Origin of the sequence: Micromonospora lutea, from assembly GCF_016863535.1 — a bacterium.
GTDB lineage: Bacteria > Actinomycetota > Actinomycetes > Mycobacteriales > Micromonosporaceae > Micromonospora > Micromonospora lutea.
Genome location: NZ_BOPB01000005.1, coordinates 92,601 through 107,759, shown reverse-complemented (window position 1 = coordinate 107,759; position 15,159 = coordinate 92,601). Strand labels below are relative to the sequence as shown.

The following is a 15,159-nucleotide window of genomic DNA, read 5'->3' as shown; positions in this document are numbered from 1 at the left end:
GACCCGTTACCGCGCAGCGCCGTCAGCGCCGCCGTCCTGCTGACCCGGGGTCGCGCCGCCGTCGGCCGGACCTTCGGCACTGCCGTCGGCACCGCCGTCGTGCTGACCCGGGGTCGCGCCGCCGTCGGCCGGACCTTCGGCACTCCCGTCGGCACCGCCGTCGTGCTGACCCGGAGTGGCGCCGCCGTCGGCCGGGCCCTCCGCCCCGCCGCCGCTGGTGGTCTGCATGTCATCGTCGTTGAGTGGCATCGTGCTCCCTCGGATTGACCCGCCCCCGCCGCCGTTGGTCGGGTGCGTCCTGCCGCGGGTGGTACCCCGCTGCCGATCTTCTCTAACCACACCTCGTCCCACCGTAAACGCCCGAACCATCCGCCATGACCGGTTCGCCGTTCCATCCAGCTCAGCTCACCTGGGCCGGGTATCTCCCCGGCCGATGAGCACGGCGGCGACGGCGCCGGCCAGAACGGCGGCACTCAGGAACGTCAGCCGGACCGAGGTGGCCGCGTGCAGCGGCCCGAGGAGCAGGGGCGAGGCGACCTGGCCGGTGAATCCGGCGGTGGCCAGCAGCGCGGTGGCCCGGCCACGTCCGCCGGCCGGGGCGCGGTCAGCGGTCAGCACGGTCAGGGCCGGTACGGCCAGGCCCATGCCGAGGCCGAACAGCACGGCCGCGGCGAGCAGCACCACCGGGACGTCGACCAGAGCCAACGCAAGCAACGCGACGGTCCACGTCGTGAACGCCCAGCGCAGCAGGACGGGTTCGGTGAGCCGGGCTCGCAGCCCGGCGTACCCGAGGCCCGCCACGCTCATGGCAGCGGAAGAACTGGCGCTGAAGCTCGCCACAACCGCGGTGTTGGCGATGTCCAGGGCGGCCAACCGCACCGGTAGGAAGACCAGGACGGTGTAGAGCAGCAGGGTGGCGGCGGCCTGCAAGGCGTAGACCGCGAGCAGCCCAGGGGCTCGGGCGAGTAGCGCTGACCGGCCGGCGGTCGCCCCCGGAGGCGGGGCAGCCGCACGCGGCTCGTCCGGCAGGCGCAGGGCGAGCAGGGCGAGCGGGACACCGAGCAGGTACACCGCGAACGGCGCCCGCCAGGAGAGCACGCCGAGCGCCCCGCCGACCAGCGGCCACACCACCCCGCCCAGGCTGATCGCGGTGGACCGCCAGCCCATCACGCGATCCCGGGCGGTGCCTGCGTAGCGGTCGAGCAGGCCGACCGTGGTGCCGGTGAAGACCAAAGCGGCACCGACGCCGAAGAGCAACCGGGTGGCGATCAGGACTGGATACGCCTCGACGACCACCCCCGCACCGCCTGCCACCCCGTACAGCAGTAGACCTGCGGCGAGCGGCCGGCGGACCCCGTGGCGGTCCACGATCCGGCCCGCGACCGGCGCGACCGCAGCCAGGGACACCCCGTGCACGGTGACGATCAACCCGGCCGCGGTGGCGCTGAGGTGGCGTTCGGTGATCAGCAGCTGCACCACCGGAGTCAGCACCGTACCCGCCAACACGGTCAGGGTGGAGCCGATCAGCAGCAGGGCGAGACCGGGCTGATGGCGGCTATCGGTGGGGACTGTCACGGTCACCCGGACAGCATCGAACCTCAACCATGGTTGAGGTCAACTCACCGGCGCGCGGGTCCACGGGAGGTGACAGGATGGGCCGAGACCCCGCCGACGGAGGTGCCGATGACCGAGCCACTGGAGCTGGTGACCGAGGACTGGCAGCGCGCCCTGGCGATCGTGGCCCACCCCGACGACCTGGAGTTCGGTGCCGCCGCCGCCATCGCGCGCTGGACCGGGCAGGGCAAGCAGGTGATCTACTGCCTGGTCACCAGCGGCGAGGCGGGCATCGACGGGATGCCGCCGGAACGCGCCCGGGCGGTACGCGAGCAGGAGCAGCGGGAGTCGGCGGCCCTGGTGGGCGTGGACACGGTCGAGTTCCTGGGTCTGCCCGACGGGGTGCTGGAGTACGGTGTGCCGCTGCGCCGGGAACTGGCCGCGGTGGTCCGCCGGCACCGACCGGAGATCGTCATCACCAACAACTTCCGGGCTACCTGGGACGGTGCGAACATGCTCAACCAGGCCGACCACATCGCGGTGGGCCGGGCCACCCTGGACGCGGTCCGCGACGCCGGTAACCGGTGGATCTTCCCGGAGCAGTTGACCGAGGGTGTCGAGCCGTGGGGCCGCGTACGGCAGGTCTGGGCCGCCTCGTCGCCGCGCTCCGCGCACGGGGTGGACACCACCGACACGTTCGACCGTGGGGTCGCGTCGCTGCTGGCCCACGAGGCGTACCTCACCGGGCTGGGCGACGGCAGCTTCGACGCCGAGGAGTTCCTGGAAAGCGGCGCCCGGCCGATCGGGGCGCGGCTGGGCGTTCGCTATGGCACCTCGTTCGAGGTGTTCCACTTCGACCTCTGGTAGGAGCCGGGCCCCCGGGCGCGGACGCGTCGACCCACCCCTCGGCGGGGCGGGTCGCGACGTGCCGGCGGTCAGGGCATGATCCGGGCGAGGTCGTTGGGCATGGTGTCCTTGACGTCCTCCCACTGGCCCTGGGTGATGTGCCGACGCAGGGTGTCCAGCACCACCTGGACCACCCGCTGCGGGCCGCCCTCCACGTCGTACGGGAAGCCCTGCCGCACCTCGTAGAGGAAGTCGTCCCGGTTGAGCTTGATCGGGACGTTCTGCGGCTGCCAGCCGTCGAAGTAGACGCCGCGCACCACGATCGGCAACTGCGCGGAGAACTCCACGCTCTCCTGTATCGGCATCCGGTCGCGCAGCAGGTGCAGCACGGTACGCAACGCAGCGTACGACTGGTTGCGCTGCTTCTTCGGCCATCCGTAGGCCTGCTCGATGTCCTTCAGGATCAGGTTGGTCTTGTCCATTGAGGACTCGATCGCGGACTGGAACTGCTCAGCCATCTGTCCACCCCCGTAGGTCGGTTTCCCACCGTCGATCGTCGTGACGGCGTGGCGGACCCACCGGGCCACGCCGGTACCGGATGGGGCTCCACCCGATCCGCGACGCCCGGCGGACCTGCCGGGACGCTCCGACGACGTGCAGCACCGTGTCTTGTCCTCGGTACGCTGCCACCCGAACCGTCATCGCCAACCACCTCCGTGGTGCCGCTTCCGCGCGGACGATCGCCGAAGCATCGCTTCTGCCGCCATGCTCCGCGCGGATCAGGTGAGGTGTCGTCACCCCGCCTGGGTGAAAGCGGCCACCCGCTCATCATCCGGGACCAGACACCAGCCGGGCCGAGGCCAGCGCCGGATAGCAACGACTACCTTCCATAACATGAATCGTCGCCAGAAACCTCACTCCGCGCGACAATGCGCCCGACGGTCATAGTGGTCTTCGCGCTCCCTTTGCTCTGCTTCACCCAACGCACAGCCTCTTGAGCTGGTGGATGCGGACAGCGCAGTGACGGGATCGCCGACCAAACCGTCACGGAGAGTCATTCGATGCGTATGTGTAAGCAGAGCAAAGGACGCGGTGTGGGTGGTCTGGTGGAGCAGGGGAAACTACAGAAGGTGAGGGGTGCTGCGGCCGGGCCGGGTGACGGGGCCACAGGCCCGAGCCGCTGGGTCCGCGTGGTTCGACTCTGGACGGCTGAAGAACAGTTGTGCATGAGGATGTGGGTCGGCCCACAGCTTCGCCGTGCGTTCCCGCCGGCGGCGAGTAGTAGGTAACGTCCACCTCGACCAGGGGGAACTGGCGTGCGTAGTAGGCCAGCCGTTTCTCCGGCGTGTCAGCCTGCTGCGGATACCAGCCGGAGTCCAGCAGAGTCCGGTCGGTCCAGGACGCGGTGCCCACCAGAATTCTGCCCATGGGTGGAGTTCACCGCGTCCCGGACCGACCGGCAACCGTTACGGGTCAGGCCGCCCGGCGCTCGCGCGTCTGCTTGCAGCTGACGCAGGTGGTGGCCGACGGGAAGATCTCCAGCCGTTCGACCGGGATCGGCGCGGTGCAGCCCTCGCAGAAGCCGTAGGTGCCCTCGGCGAGGCGGGCCAGGGCGTGTTCGAACTGGGCGCGACGGTCCAGGATGGTCCGCAGCAGCGACTGCGCGGTGTCCCGCTCGGCCGTCTTGGTGCCGCTGTCGGCCTGGTCGTCGCCGGCCGTGTCGCCGACCTCGACGAGCCGCAGCACCTGGCTCTGCTGCACCGCCTGCTGGTATTCCTCGGTCAGCTCGTCGTGGCGGGCCTGCAGGGAAAGCCGGATCTGGTCGATCTCCGCCTGGGATCGGCTCGTGCCGACCGTGTCGTGGACGAGCATCGCTGCCTGCCTTTCTGGGCCTTATGGGTCTCCGCGGGCGGGTCGGTCCGCACCCGGGCGTACCGCCCAGGTCATCACACCCCGGGCGCTGTGAGCCCCGCGTTTACCCACGTTGTCCGCGACTCAAACCGGCCGGTCAGATTCCACCAGAGCCGGGCGACGCGGGTCGTCGACCCGGACGACCATGTCGGCGAAGCTGGACGGGGCGACCTCGGCGGCGTACCGGTCGAACGCGGGCAGGGTCCACGCCAGGTCGGGGGCGGTGCGCCGCCGCAGCGCGGCGGGCGACATCTCCAGGTGTACGACGATGTCGAAGGCCAGCCCGCCACCGAGCAGGAAGGCGCCGCTGACCAGCACCACTCCGCCGGGCGGCAGGTCGACGTAGGCGGCCCGGCTGGCCCGGTCCGTCCGGGCGTCCCAGAGCGACGGCAGGATCCGGCCGGACCCGTCCGGCCCCGCCGGATCCAGCACCTCCCGGCGCAGGCCGGCCTCGTCCACCCAGCCCTCGTAGTACGCGTCCGGGTTGGTCCGGCCGCGTTCCAGGCGAAGGGAGGCGGGACGCAGGAAGTCGTCGGCCCGCACGTGCAGCGCCGGGTGGCCGAGGGCGCGCAGTGGGTCGACGAGGGCATCGGCCAGGCGGGCGGGGCGGGCGGCCGGCGCACCGTCCACCGCGACCCGCAGACGCCCGCTCGACGCCGCGTCGGCAAGCCGGTCGGCCAGCTCGGTAATCAACAGCGGCGGTGAGATGGGACGCACGCGCATCCGACCATCGTGCCGCTGATCAGCGCCGCACGCCGTCCCGGCGGTGGATCAGCCGGCGCGGTCGAGGGTGACCCGGGCGTCGTCGGACAACCGGTAGCCGACTCCGTAGACGGTGGTGACCAGCGGCACGTCCACGCCGACCTTGCCGCGCAGCCGGCGCACGTGCACGTCGACGGTGCGTACGCCGGCGTGCTCGTAACCCCAGACGGCGTTGAGCAACTGCAGTCGGGTGAAGACCCGCCGTGGGTTCGCGACCAGGTGCAGCAGCAGGTCGAACTCCAGCCGGGTCAGCGGCAACGGCTCGCCGTCGCGTAGCACCGACCGGGAGGAGGCCAGGATGTGCAGGGTGGGAATGGCGGGCGCGAGCTGCCGCGACGGGGTACGACCCGTCGGTACGGCGTCACCACGACGTTCCGGCACGACCGGACCCACGGTGGTGATGGTGCCCTCGCCCCGCTCCAGCATCTCCCGGGCGGCGTCGAGCAGCCGGCGCGCGGCCGGCGTCAGCGACTCCTCGCACGCCAGGGGGATGGAGAGGGTCACGGTGAGCACAGGGGCGGCGGTGTTGGCGGGACGCCGCTGACCGCCGGGGGGTCGACCGGGCACCGCAGGTTGGGACGTATGCCATCCGGCGCGCGACGAAGCGGGGCTGACCGACATGGTCCTCCTTGGCTGGTCCGGGCTTTCCCCACGGCCCCGGGACGCCGCTCTATCGATGCTTCCCGGAGCCTGCGCAGGGGTCAAGGGGCGGCTGCGTTGCATGAATGTGACAATTGACCGACACATCGGAGCCGTCCGCTCGCTCTGCGTACGAGGCCAGATGATTACAGCAGAGTCGCCAAGTTGACCTGATACGGGGGTGGTCGATGCCGTTCGCAACCTTCGGGGCGGGATGTGCACACCCGGCGTGACGTCGACTGTTCGCGCTCCCACGCGGTGACCGTCACGCGTACGGGACATCCACGCAGCCCCAGGGACCGGCCCGCGGCGGGCCGCCCGTCAGCTCCGATTCACCGTTCGATGATCACCCGCGCCTCGTCGGCGAGGCGGTAGCCGACACCGTGGACGGTGGTCAGCAGCGAGGTGCCGGCACCCAGCTTGGCGCGTAGCCGCCGGACGTGCACGTCGACGGTCCGGGGCACCGCGTGGTCGTAGCCCCAGACCGAATGCAGCAGTTGCAGCCGGGTGAACACCCGGTGGGGCCGCTCGGCCAGGAAGAGCAGCAGGTCGTACTCGATCCGGGTCAGCGGGATCGTCCGGTCGCCCTGGTGTACGGCCCGGGGACCGGTGAGGATCCGGATCGCGTTCGGATCCGCCACGGCAGCCGGAGCGTCGTCGCGGGACAGTCGCGCCTCACCCGCCTCGGCGATCTCACCGAGCAGGTCGAGCAGCCGGGTGAGGCGTGGGCTCACCGGGCCTGACGCGAGGTCGACGGTGATGGTCAGGGTCGGCTGGCTGCGCCGCCGCACCAGCCGGACCCGGTTGGCGTGACGGGGCGGGTGCTGGCGCGGGCCGAGAGCGACGACGGACACGGTTGGCCTCCTGGAACTACCGCCACTCCGGTGGGCGTGGCGGTTCAGCGGGACGCCCGGCCGGCGGTCGCCGGGGGCGTGAGAATGGATGTTGCGATCGGCGCGGTGGGGCCCAGCACGGGCAGGCCGGCGATCTGCCAGGCGGCAAAGCCGCCGACCACATCGGTCGCCCGGTGCAGCCCGAGGTCCTGGAGCGAGGCGGCGGCCAGCGACGAGGTGTAGCCCTCCTGACAGAGGACCACCACGGGCAGGTCGTAGCCGACCGCCTGCGGTAGCCGGGCGGGGCACCGGGGATCCAGACGCCACTCCAGCACGTTGCGCTCGATGGTCAGGGCACCCGGCACGGTGCCGTGTGCCGCGCGTTGCGCGGCGGGACGAATGTCGACCAGCAGGGCGCCGGCACGGTACGCCAGATGCGCCCGTTCGGGGTCGAGGCGGACGAGCCGGGCGCGGGCGGCGGCGAGGATCTCGGCTATTCCCCGGGAGCCCGGGGGCGGCACCGACGCCGGACAGCCGGCGGCGGGATCGACCTGTGACATCGGTGGTTCCTTCCCGGAACGATCATCGGTACGGGACACGGGCGGCGTGCGTGGTCTGCGTCTCACCATGCGACGCCGGCCTCGGCCACCTCGGCGACCAACAGCCGGCCCTGGACGAGGTGGTAGCGGATCATCCGACGCAGCGCCGGGCCGTAGACGTGGACGCTCACCGCCGGTTCGGTGTGCCGGTTGGTCACCATGTGCAGGTGTCGGGGGCCGAAGCGTCGGCCGGAACCGGCGGAGAGCAGGTGCGGCCGCAGCCGGCCACCGCTGACGGTCTCCTCGGTGAGGGTTCCCGAGGCCACCAAGAAGGCGCCGGACGAGCCGCCGTGGTCGTGCAGGTCGGTGCCCTGACCGGGGAGCCAGCTCAGCGCCCACACTTCGTGGTCGTCGTGGACGGCCAACCGGGCGTACCACCGGCTGACGGGGTCGAAGCGCAGTGGCACCGGCCAGCTCGCCGGATCGGCGGACCAGCGGCGGGCGATGGCGAGCAGGTCCGGTTCGGTGACGGGTACGGAAGGCATCTGGTCCTCGCGACGGTCGTCGGCGGTTGTCTCGACCAGCTTACGGAATAAACCCTATAGGTTTAGTAGGTAATCTTACTATCTGGGACACCGATGCTCGCGCCGTTCACCCGGCGGTGGTCGCCGGACGCCGGTACGGCGCGCGACCGGGCGAAGATCACTGGGTCGGCCGGCGGTGCGCACCGACGCGGCGGCGACCACTAGCCTGAGCCGGTGAGCGACGAACTCGACGCCGAGACCCTGGAATTCGCACACCGGATGTTCGACCTGGCGCGCGACGGCGCGACCACGGAACTCGCCGGGTACGTCGACGCGGGGCTGCCGGTCAACCTGACCAACCACAAGGGTGACACCCTGCTGATCCTGGCGGCGTATCACGCCCACCCGGAGACGGTGCACGCGCTGCTCGACCGGGGCGCCGATCACTCCCGCGCCAACGACCGGGGACAGACTGCGCTGGCCGCTGCGGTGTTCCGCAGCAACGCGGAGGCGGTACGCGCACTGCTCGACGCCGGCGCCGACCCCGACGGCGGCGATCCGTCCGCGGTGGCCACCGCCGAGTTCTTCGACCTGCCCGAGATGCTCGCGCTCCTCCGCTCCGGCTGACTCCTCGGTGGAGGCGGCCAGTCGTCGACGCGTGGCGGGCGTCGACGTGCCGCCTACGCGCTGACCTCGATGAGGAAGCGGCGGGCGTGGGCGACGAACGGTCCCTCGGCTCGGATCCGTTCGTGCAACCGGCGCAACGCGGGTAGGTGCGCTGCCACGGTGAACCCGGGCACCGTCCAGATCACCTTGCGCAGAAACCAGACCACCGCGCCGATGTCGTGGAAGACCGTGCGCAGAGTCGCCTCGCGCAGGTCCACCACGGTCAGGCCGGCGGCCCTTGCGGCGGCCACCGCCTGCTCCGGATGGCGGTGCGCCGGAGGCGGCAGTGGGCCGAGGATCGCCGCACTGAGTTCGCGTACAGTCCCCGGGCCGATCTGCTGCGACAGGAACGTACCGCCCGGGCGCAGCACCCGCGCCACCTCGGGCCAGTCGGTTCGCACCGGATGCCGGCTGACCACCAGATCGAAGGCGGCGGCACGGAACGGCAGCGGCGCGTCGGCGGTCACCGCCACCACGTTCGCGCCGAGCGCAGCGAGGTTGGCCCGCGCCACCGGCACGTTCGGCGGCCACGCCTCGGTCGCGATCAGCAGCGGAGGCGGTTGGGGCACCTCGGCCAGCACCTCTCCCCCGCCGGTGTCGATGTCCAGCGCCGCGTCGACCCGCGCCATCCGGGCCGCCACCAGGCGCGCGTAACCCCACGGCGGCCGCTCCTCCGTGGCCCGCCCGGCGAGCCAGTCGAACGCCCACCCCTCGACCGGCGCCGCGGCGCCCTCGGCGATCAGATCCGCGAAGCTCGCTTCTTCCCGCACGGCGGTCAGCGTGTCCGGCTCGGCCCGTTCCGGCAACGCCTATTCCCATGCCCGACGACTTCCGACACCGACGACCGCGAGCCGCCGCAGTCGCGCGACGGCTCGCCGTGAGCACCCGCTCCGGGTGCACCCAGGCCCTACGGGCGGGGACGCACCAACTCGACGGTGCGAGCGTCGACGCCGCGTACGATCTCGACGCTGGTCACCTCGGACCGGCTGGCGTCGAAGTGGCGCATCAGCCGCGCGCCGAGGTGTACGCCGACCCCGCCGACGGCGAGGGCGAGCACCTCGACGACCAGCAGCGCCGGGCTGACGCCACGGTTCGTCGCCTCCGCCCGGACCAGGCAGGAGAGCAGGAACAGCCCGGCCATCGCCGCGTTGACGACGTTGAAGCTGATCGCCGTGCGGCGGGTACGGTCCGGCGGCACGTCCCACAGGTCGACCATCCCGGCGATCGCCGTCAACGCCGCCGCCACCAGAGCGGCCACCGCCGTCCAGTAACCCACCTCGCCGAGGAAGGCCGGCCCACCGACCACGTCGGCGAGGTCGAAGATGACGGCACAGACGAAGAGCCCGTACGGAAACGTCACCAGCATCGGTTGGATGGGATGCCCCTGCACCCGCAGCCGGCTCTGCATCATGGCCCCCTGGAGATAGGTTCAGTCCATCAGCCCAGGGTGCTACCCGGGTGCCACCGGGGTGAAACGACACGCCCCGATCAGTTGTCCCGGGGTCGGGAGACCGTGCTGACCAACCGCTCCGCCACTTCCCGCAGCGGGATCGACAGTGACGACGCCGCGCTGCGCAACACGTCGAGGGCTTCCTCGGCCGGGCAGCCGCGCTGGGTCATGATGACGCCGACGGCCTGACCAATCACGCCGTCGTTGAGCAGGGCGGTGTCCTGCTGCACCGTCAGGGCGGCGCGTTTCTCCCGGTCCCGTACCGCCGCCAGCAGCAGACCGGCGTGTTCGGCCAGCAGCATCGCGGTCAACTGGTGCCCGGGGGTCAGCGCGTCGGATTCGGCGGCGTACAGGTTGACCGCGCCGATCACGTGGTCGTCGATGTCCACCGGCGCTGAGATCACTCCGCGTACGCCCAGCTCGCGGGCGCGGGGCGTCCAGTGCGGCCAGCGTGACTCGGCGCTCAGCTCCTCCGCGCCGACCATCTCCCGGCGGCGGATCGCCTCCATCGCCGGGGTGTCCGGGCCGTACCGCAGGTCGTCCAGCCCGCTCAACCGGGGATCGGAGGCGGCGACGCCCGCCGGCTCACCGGCCCGCAGGGCGGTGAAGCCGCACCAGCGCACTCCCGGAAGGGCGTCCCGGGTGATCCGGACCAGCGCGGACAGCGCCGCGTCGAAGTCGTCCACGGCGATCAGCCCGGCGGTCAACTCCCGTAACAGGGCAGCCGTCTCCAGCACGCCGAACGTCTCCGCCAGCGGTGCACGTGTCTCCAGGTTCACCGGCCCGCGGCTCCCGTACGCCCGGTCAGCGTCGTCACCCGTCTCCTCCTCGGCCCGGCCCCCGCGCTGGTAGCCGCCCTTGACATCACGATCGCCCTACTACCCCCGCCAACAATGGTCGAAACGGCGCAAACCGGGGCCCCTCCCAGCCTACGGGTGCCGCCGGGAGGGGTGTGCCGGACCAGGCGACCTAACGAGAACCCGCCCCGCTGAGCCGCCGACCGACCGAGGCGATCAACCGGTCCAACTCGGAGCCGAACGGGTTGTCGTGCACGAGGTACGTCCAGGTGGCGCTCGGACGGACCAGTTCCGCCGCGTCGGGCTCCCAGTCCTCGTCGAACTCGGTCTCGGCGAAGGTCGCGAGCGTCCGCGCCTCGATCGCCGGAACCAGGTCGGTGAACGCCGGAACCGCGGCCCGGTGGAACTCGTCGAGCGGGTCGAGCCGCCCCAGCGCCCGCAGGTGCACGCCCTCGCGGACCTCCGACAGCTCGGCCAGGTGCGACGCCCACAGCCGGTCGAGGTGATAGAGGGCGATCGACCGGGCCGCCTGGGCGAGCAGGTCCTCGTCCATCTCACCGGCCTTCTCCGGCATCTTGTCCAGCAGCATCAGCGCCGCCACGTCGCTGGTGAGCAGCCGCTCGCGGCGTTCGGCGAGGGCCTTGCGCTGCTGCTCGATCACCACGCTGTAGCGCCAGGTGTTGCGGTGGATCTCGTGGTTGACCCCTTCCGCGACCCGCTGGGCGTGCTCGACGGCGTAGTCCACCTGCGCGTCGGTGACCAGGCCGTCGGCGTTCATCCGGGGCGACGGCGGCACCGTGTCACCGGCGTGCCGGACGACGAGGTCGTCCTCCAGGCTGACGAAGAAGACCGACCCGCCGGGGTCGCCCTGGCGACCGGCCCGGCCCCGCAACTGGTCGTCGACGCGGCGGCTGTCGTGCCGGCCGCTGCCCATCACGTAGAGGCCGCCCAGTCCGGCCACCCGCTCCCGGTCGGCCTGGTCGCTGCCGCCGAGGCGGATGTCCACACCCCGGCCGGCCATCTGGGTGGAAACGGTGACCGCGCCGAACGCGCCGGCCTCGGCAATGATCGTCGCTTCCTCGTCGTCGTTCTTCGCGTTGAGCACCACACACGGCACCCCGGCGGCGTTGAGCCCGGCGGCCAGCTGCTCGGACTCCTTGACGTCCAGCGTGCCGACCAGCACCGGACGCCCGTCGGCGTGGCAGCGCCGGATCTCGTCGATCAGCGCCTCCTCCTTCTCCGCCCGGGTGGCGTAGATGCGGTCCGGCTCGTCGACCCGGACGCACGGGGTGTTCGGCGGGATCACCGCGACCTCCAGGCCGAAGAACTCCCGCAGCTGGTCGCCGACGAGCACCGCGGTGGCGGTCATGCCGCAGACCACCGGGTAGAGCCCGACGTACGCCTGCACGGCGATGGTGCCGAGCACCTCGCCCTCGGCGGTGGCGTCCAACCCCTCCTTGGCCTCGACTGCCGCCTGGAGCCCGTCGGGCCAGCGGCGGCGCTGGGCGACCCGCCCCCGCATCTCGTCGATCAGCTCGACCGTGCCGTCCCGGACGATGTAGTCCACGTCCCGGTGCAGCAGGGCGTGCGCGTGCAGCGCCACGTTCACCGCCGAGAGCTGCTCGACGTTCTCCTCGTCGTACAGGTCGATGCCGAGCTTGGCCTCGACGGCGGCCAGGCCGGCGGAGGTGAAGGCCACGCTGCGGCCGTCCTCGGCGACCGTGAAGTGCCGGCCCTTGCGCAGGCCGCGGACGAGCGCGGCGGCGGCGTGCACCGGGTCCTGCTCACCGGGGACCGAGCCGGCCAGGACCATCGGCACCCGGGCCTCGTCGATCAGGATCGAGTCGGCCTCGTCGACGATCGCGGTACGCAGCGGACGCTGCACCCGGTCCTCGATGTCGGTGACGAGCTGGTCGCGGAGGAAGTCGAAACCGGCCTCGCTGACCGACACGTAGGTGACGTCGCAGGCGTACGCGGCACGCCGCTCGATCGGGGTGGAAGCCTCGTTGACCCAGCCGACGGTGAGCCCGAGCAGGGTGTAGATCGGCTCCATCCACTGGGCGTCGCGGCGGGCCAGGTAGTCGTTCACGGTCAGCACGTGCACCGGCCCGTTACCGAGGCGGACGTGGCCGTACGCGGCGATCGCCGCGGTGAGCGTCTTGCCCTCACCGGTGGCCATCTCGGCGACCTTGCCGGAGAGCAGCGACATGGCGCCCAGCAGCTGGACGTCGTACGGACGCTGATCGATGCCTCGGCGGGCCGCCTCGCGGCCGAGCGCGCAGATCTCCTCGTAGCTCGACGCCGTGGCCGCCGCCTCGGTGAGTTCGGCGTCGTCGAACGCCGAGATCTCCTCCTCGCGGGCCTCGATGACCGGCAGCAGCTTCTCCAGCGGGGCCAGATCGACCGTGGTCCCCGGGCGTTGGAGGAACCGGCGGAACCTGGTCTTCAACCGTTGCGACACACCCATGAGCCGCAACGGTACGCGACCGGAGCGATCTTGGACGTCCCGCCTGCCCCCGTTCCGACCCACCACATCCGCGCGATCATGCGCTCTTCGGGCTTCACACCGAGGGTGTCCAGCGGATAGGCGCGACCGGACGGCGAGAGCGCGGGCGTCGACGAGGGTCGATCGGGGCGCGATCTGAGGTTCATCAGCCGGGAACGTGCCCGGCGCACGCTGCTGATCAAGCTGAGAACCGGTCCGGTTAGCGTGCGGGGTGCTGGGAAACCCAACTCCCGGCGAGGGGGTGCCTGTGCGCAGCAACGAATCTCTGGTCTCGCCGGTGGTGGAGGCCTGGGCAACCTATCGGACCACCTCGGCCGCCGACTGGCCGACCCGACGGCTGCTGCGGGCCAAGGGAGACAGCCGGGTCAGCGTGGTGCTGCCGGCCCGCAACGAGGAAGCCACCGTGGGGGCGATCGTGGCCACCATCCGTGAACACCTGATGGACCGGGTGTCGCTGGTCGACGAGCTGATCGTGGTCGACTCGCGGTCCACCGACCGCACCGCGGCGGTGGCCCGGTCCGCCGGCGCCGAGGTGGTCAGCCAGGACGTGATGACCCGGGGGTTGCCCCGGCTGACCGGCAAGGGCGACGCGCTCTGGGCCGGCCTGGCCGCGGCCGAGGGTGACGTGGTGGCCTTCGTCGACGCCGACCTGCGCGAGTTTCGACCGCACTTCGTCACCGGCCTGCTCGGCCCGCTGCTGACCGATCCGTCGGTCGACTTCGTCAAGGGCTTCTACCACCGGCCCCTGGTCAGCACCAACGGTGTGGAGGCCGACGGCGGCGGCCGGGTCACGGAGCTGGCGGCCCGGCCGATGCTGAACCTGTTCTGGCCGGAGTTGGCCGGGTTCGTCCAGCCCCTCGCCGGTGAGTACGCCGGTCGCCGGGAGGTGCTCGCGCGGGTGCCGTTCGTCTCCGGCTACGGCGTCGAGACCGCCATGCTGATCGACCTGCTGGAACTCGTCGGGTTGGACGCGCTGGCCCAGGTGGATCTCGGCGAGCGCAAGCACCGGCATCAGGACACCGCCGCGCTGGGCCGGATGTCCGCCCAGATCATGCTCACCGTCTGGTCGCGGTTGCAGCGCCGGGGCTGGGCGAACCCGGAGGTGCTGCCCACCGCCCTGCTCACCCAGTTCCGCCGGGGCGGCTCCGACGCGCTGCCGAACCTGGACCGGGAGATCGTGGTCAGCGACGTCGCCGTGGAGGAACGGCCGCCACTGGCGGAACTGCGGCACCGGCTGCCGCGCCGCCGGGTCACCGCCGCGTGACGTGACGTGTCCGGGCCCACGTCGCGTTTCACCCGGTCAAGGGCCGGGTACCTGCCAGGCTCTGCGGACAGCGCCGAGACGAGGGCGGAGATGGCGAGCCGGATCATCAGCCAGGTACACGACGAAGCACACTGCACCGTCGTGCGCCTCACCGGCACCCTCGACATGACCTCGATGCGCCAGGTGTACGCGCTTCTGGAGGAATGTCTGGACCGGCAGCCCGACGCGCTGCTGGTCGACCTGACCGAGTTGGCGGTGCGTGAGGAACTGGCGGTCTCCGTCTTCGCCGCCGTGGCGCGCCGCGCTGCGGGTTGGCCGGTCGTTCCGCTGGTGCTCTGCACGCCGCACCCGGACGCCGCCGCGCTGCTGGCCGGGTCGGCGGCCTGCCGGGTGCTGCCGGTGGAGGACAGCTGCGACGAGGCGAGCCGGGTGGCCGAGGCGTCCGCGGTGACCCGGCTGCGGTTGCGTCTGGACCCGGTGGCAACGGCGTGCCGGCGGGCGCGGGAACTGGTGGCCGACGCGTGTGCCCGGTGGAACCTGCCCGAGGTGGCCGGTCCGGCCTCGGTGGTGCTCAGCGAGTTGGTCGGCAACGTGGTCCGGCACGCGGGCACCCCGATGCAGGTCACGGTGACCCTGCGACGGCCCTGGCTGCACCTGACCGTGGTCGACGGCAGCAGCGCGGCCGCCCGGCAGGGTGAGTCCGGACACCGCGACGAGGGCGGCCGAGGGCTGTTGCTCGTCCGCGAGCTGGCCGACCACTGGGGCAGCGCCCCGGCCGGCAGCGGAAAGGCCGTCTGGGCAACACTACCGGCGAATTGACCGAAATTACCGCTCTCGCCTGGTTACATGGTCGACGGGGTGGGTAGCC

At 71.8% G+C, this 15,159-nt stretch carries 17 protein-coding genes and 1 pseudogene; 4 read left to right on the top strand and 14 right to left on the bottom strand.

Annotation, left to right across the window (positions count from 1 at the left end; translation table 11 throughout):
- Nucleotides 1–6: 6 nt before the first annotated feature.
- On the bottom strand, nucleotides 7–249 hold the full coding sequence (locus tag Vlu01_RS05820) for a hypothetical protein (protein ID WP_093402782.1): 243 nt from the start codon (nucleotides 247–249) through the stop codon (nucleotides 7–9).
- 156 nt (nucleotides 250–405) lie between these two features.
- Nucleotides 406–1,581 carry an MFS transporter gene (locus tag Vlu01_RS05815; RefSeq protein WP_203995133.1) on the bottom strand — a complete coding sequence of 392 codons (1,176 nt, stop codon included), beginning with the start codon at nucleotides 1,579–1,581 and terminating at the stop codon, nucleotides 406–408.
- A gap of 102 nt (nucleotides 1,582–1,683) precedes the next feature.
- Between Vlu01_RS05815 and Vlu01_RS05810 the strand changes: the two genes are divergently transcribed.
- Entirely contained in the window at nucleotides 1,684–2,421 is a 738-nt protein-coding gene (locus Vlu01_RS05810) for a PIG-L deacetylase family protein (protein WP_203995130.1), read from the top strand.
- Nucleotides 2,422–2,489: 68 nt separating this feature from the next.
- On the opposite strand, the gene Vlu01_RS05805 is transcribed toward Vlu01_RS05810, so the two are convergent.
- The 8 genes and pseudogenes from Vlu01_RS05805 to Vlu01_RS05770 all read right to left on the bottom strand — a co-directional run bounded on the left by Vlu01_RS05805 (nucleotide 2,490) and on the right by Vlu01_RS05770 (nucleotide 7,629).
- Nucleotides 2,490–2,918 (bottom strand): DUF2267 domain-containing protein, encoded by a 429-nt coding sequence (locus tag Vlu01_RS05805; RefSeq protein WP_203995127.1) that lies wholly within the window; start codon nucleotides 2,916–2,918, stop codon nucleotides 2,490–2,492.
- Nucleotides 2,919–3,629: 711 nt separating this feature from the next.
- Nucleotides 3,630–3,828, bottom strand: a pseudogene (locus Vlu01_RS05800) (DUF72 domain-containing protein); the annotation flags it as partial.
- 45 nt (nucleotides 3,829–3,873) lie between these two features.
- Nucleotides 3,874–4,272, bottom strand: coding sequence for a TraR/DksA family transcriptional regulator (locus tag Vlu01_RS05795; protein WP_203995124.1), 399 nt, complete (start codon nucleotides 4,270–4,272; stop codon nucleotides 3,874–3,876).
- A 123-nt stretch (nucleotides 4,273–4,395) separates the two neighbouring features.
- Entirely contained in the window at nucleotides 4,396–5,034 is a 639-nt protein-coding gene (locus Vlu01_RS05790) for a nucleoside/nucleotide kinase family protein (protein ID WP_203995121.1), read from the bottom strand.
- Between the two features lie 48 nt (nucleotides 5,035–5,082).
- Nucleotides 5,083–5,694, bottom strand: coding sequence for a winged helix-turn-helix domain-containing protein (locus tag Vlu01_RS05785; protein WP_203995118.1), 612 nt, complete (start codon nucleotides 5,692–5,694; stop codon nucleotides 5,083–5,085).
- A gap of 350 nt (nucleotides 5,695–6,044) precedes the next feature.
- Nucleotides 6,045–6,566, bottom strand: a complete 522-nt coding sequence (locus tag Vlu01_RS27760) for a winged helix-turn-helix domain-containing protein (RefSeq protein ID WP_203995108.1) — start codon at nucleotides 6,564–6,566, stop codon at nucleotides 6,045–6,047.
- A 44-nt stretch (nucleotides 6,567–6,610) separates the two neighbouring features.
- Entirely contained in the window at nucleotides 6,611–7,105 is a 495-nt protein-coding gene (locus tag Vlu01_RS05775) for a rhodanese-like domain-containing protein (RefSeq protein WP_203995106.1), read from the bottom strand.
- A gap of 62 nt (nucleotides 7,106–7,167) precedes the next feature.
- A complete protein-coding gene (locus Vlu01_RS05770; protein ID WP_203995103.1) occupies nucleotides 7,168–7,629 on the bottom strand; it encodes a cysteine dioxygenase in 462 nt (153 codons plus the stop codon).
- Between the two features lie 213 nt (nucleotides 7,630–7,842).
- Here Vlu01_RS05770 and Vlu01_RS05765 point away from each other — a divergent pair, with 213 nt between their 5' ends.
- Nucleotides 7,843–8,235: an ankyrin repeat domain-containing protein gene (locus tag Vlu01_RS05765; protein ID WP_203995100.1), complete on the top strand. Its 393-nt coding sequence runs from the start codon at nucleotides 7,843–7,845 to the stop codon at nucleotides 8,233–8,235.
- 53 nt (nucleotides 8,236–8,288) lie between these two features.
- Here Vlu01_RS05765 and Vlu01_RS05760 read toward each other — a convergent pair whose 3' ends face one another.
- From Vlu01_RS05760 to secA2, 4 genes are all read right to left on the bottom strand, one after another.
- On the bottom strand, nucleotides 8,289–9,080 hold the full coding sequence (locus Vlu01_RS05760) for a class I SAM-dependent methyltransferase (protein WP_239095717.1): 792 nt from the start codon (nucleotides 9,078–9,080) through the stop codon (nucleotides 8,289–8,291).
- Nucleotides 9,081–9,181: 101 nt separating this feature from the next.
- The gene (locus Vlu01_RS05755; protein ID WP_203995415.1) at nucleotides 9,182–9,682 is read right to left on the bottom strand and encodes a DUF2231 domain-containing protein; all 501 of its coding nucleotides are present in this window, start codon (nucleotides 9,680–9,682) and stop codon (nucleotides 9,182–9,184) included.
- Nucleotides 9,683–9,762: 80 nt separating this feature from the next.
- Complete coding sequence (locus Vlu01_RS05750) at nucleotides 9,763–10,503, bottom strand: GAF and ANTAR domain-containing protein (RefSeq protein WP_203995098.1); 741 nt, start codon at nucleotides 10,501–10,503, stop codon at nucleotides 9,763–9,765.
- Nucleotides 10,504–10,693: 190 nt separating this feature from the next.
- The gene (gene secA2 / locus Vlu01_RS05745) at nucleotides 10,694–12,988 is read right to left on the bottom strand and encodes an accessory Sec system translocase SecA2 (RefSeq protein ID WP_203995092.1); all 2,295 of its coding nucleotides are present in this window, start codon (nucleotides 12,986–12,988) and stop codon (nucleotides 10,694–10,696) included.
- A 319-nt stretch (nucleotides 12,989–13,307) separates the two neighbouring features.
- Here secA2 and Vlu01_RS05740 point away from each other — a divergent pair, with 319 nt between their 5' ends.
- Together Vlu01_RS05740 and Vlu01_RS05735 are read left to right on the top strand one after the other, a co-directional pair.
- The gene (locus Vlu01_RS05740) at nucleotides 13,308–14,291 is read left to right on the top strand and encodes a glucosyl-3-phosphoglycerate synthase (protein ID WP_239095735.1); all 984 of its coding nucleotides are present in this window, start codon (nucleotides 13,308–13,310) and stop codon (nucleotides 14,289–14,291) included.
- Nucleotides 14,292–14,381: 90 nt separating this feature from the next.
- On the top strand, nucleotides 14,382–15,110 hold the full coding sequence (locus Vlu01_RS05735) for an ATP-binding protein (RefSeq protein ID WP_203995087.1): 729 nt from the start codon (nucleotides 14,382–14,384) through the stop codon (nucleotides 15,108–15,110).
- The last annotated feature ends 49 nt before the right edge of the window (nucleotides 15,111–15,159 follow it).

Excerpts from the sequence above, each read along its gene's own strand:
- Vlu01_RS05735 (WP_203995087.1), top strand. The coding sequence starts at position 14,382 with ATGGCGAGCCGGATCATCAGCCAGGTACACGACGAAGCACACTGCACC.
- Vlu01_RS05805 (WP_203995127.1), bottom strand. The coding sequence starts at position 2,918 with ATGGCTGAGCAGTTCCAGTCCGCGATCGAGTCCTCAATGGACAAGACC.
- secA2 (WP_203995092.1), bottom strand. The coding sequence starts at position 12,988 with ATGGGTGTGTCGCAACGGTTGAAGACCAGGTTCCGCCGGTTCCTCCAA.
- Vlu01_RS05770 (WP_203995103.1), bottom strand. The coding sequence starts at position 7,629 with ATGCCTTCCGTACCCGTCACCGAACCGGACCTGCTCGCCATCGCCCGC.
- Vlu01_RS05795 (WP_203995124.1), bottom strand. The coding sequence starts at position 4,272 with ATGCTCGTCCACGACACGGTCGGCACGAGCCGATCCCAGGCGGAGATC.
- Vlu01_RS05775 (WP_203995106.1), bottom strand. The coding sequence starts at position 7,105 with ATGTCACAGGTCGATCCCGCCGCCGGCTGTCCGGCGTCGGTGCCGCCC.
- Vlu01_RS05790 (WP_203995121.1), bottom strand. The coding sequence starts at position 5,034 with ATGCGCGTGCGTCCCATCTCACCGCCGCTGTTGATTACCGAGCTGGCC.
- Vlu01_RS05820 (WP_093402782.1), bottom strand. The coding sequence starts at position 249 with ATGCCACTCAACGACGATGACATGCAGACCACCAGCGGCGGCGGGGCG.
- Vlu01_RS05755 (WP_203995415.1), bottom strand. The coding sequence starts at position 9,682 with ATGCAGAGCCGGCTGCGGGTGCAGGGGCATCCCATCCAACCGATGCTG.
- Vlu01_RS05810 (WP_203995130.1), top strand. The coding sequence starts at position 1,684 with ATGACCGAGCCACTGGAGCTGGTGACCGAGGACTGGCAGCGCGCCCTG.
- Vlu01_RS05785 (WP_203995118.1), bottom strand. The coding sequence starts at position 5,694 with ATGTCGGTCAGCCCCGCTTCGTCGCGCGCCGGATGGCATACGTCCCAA.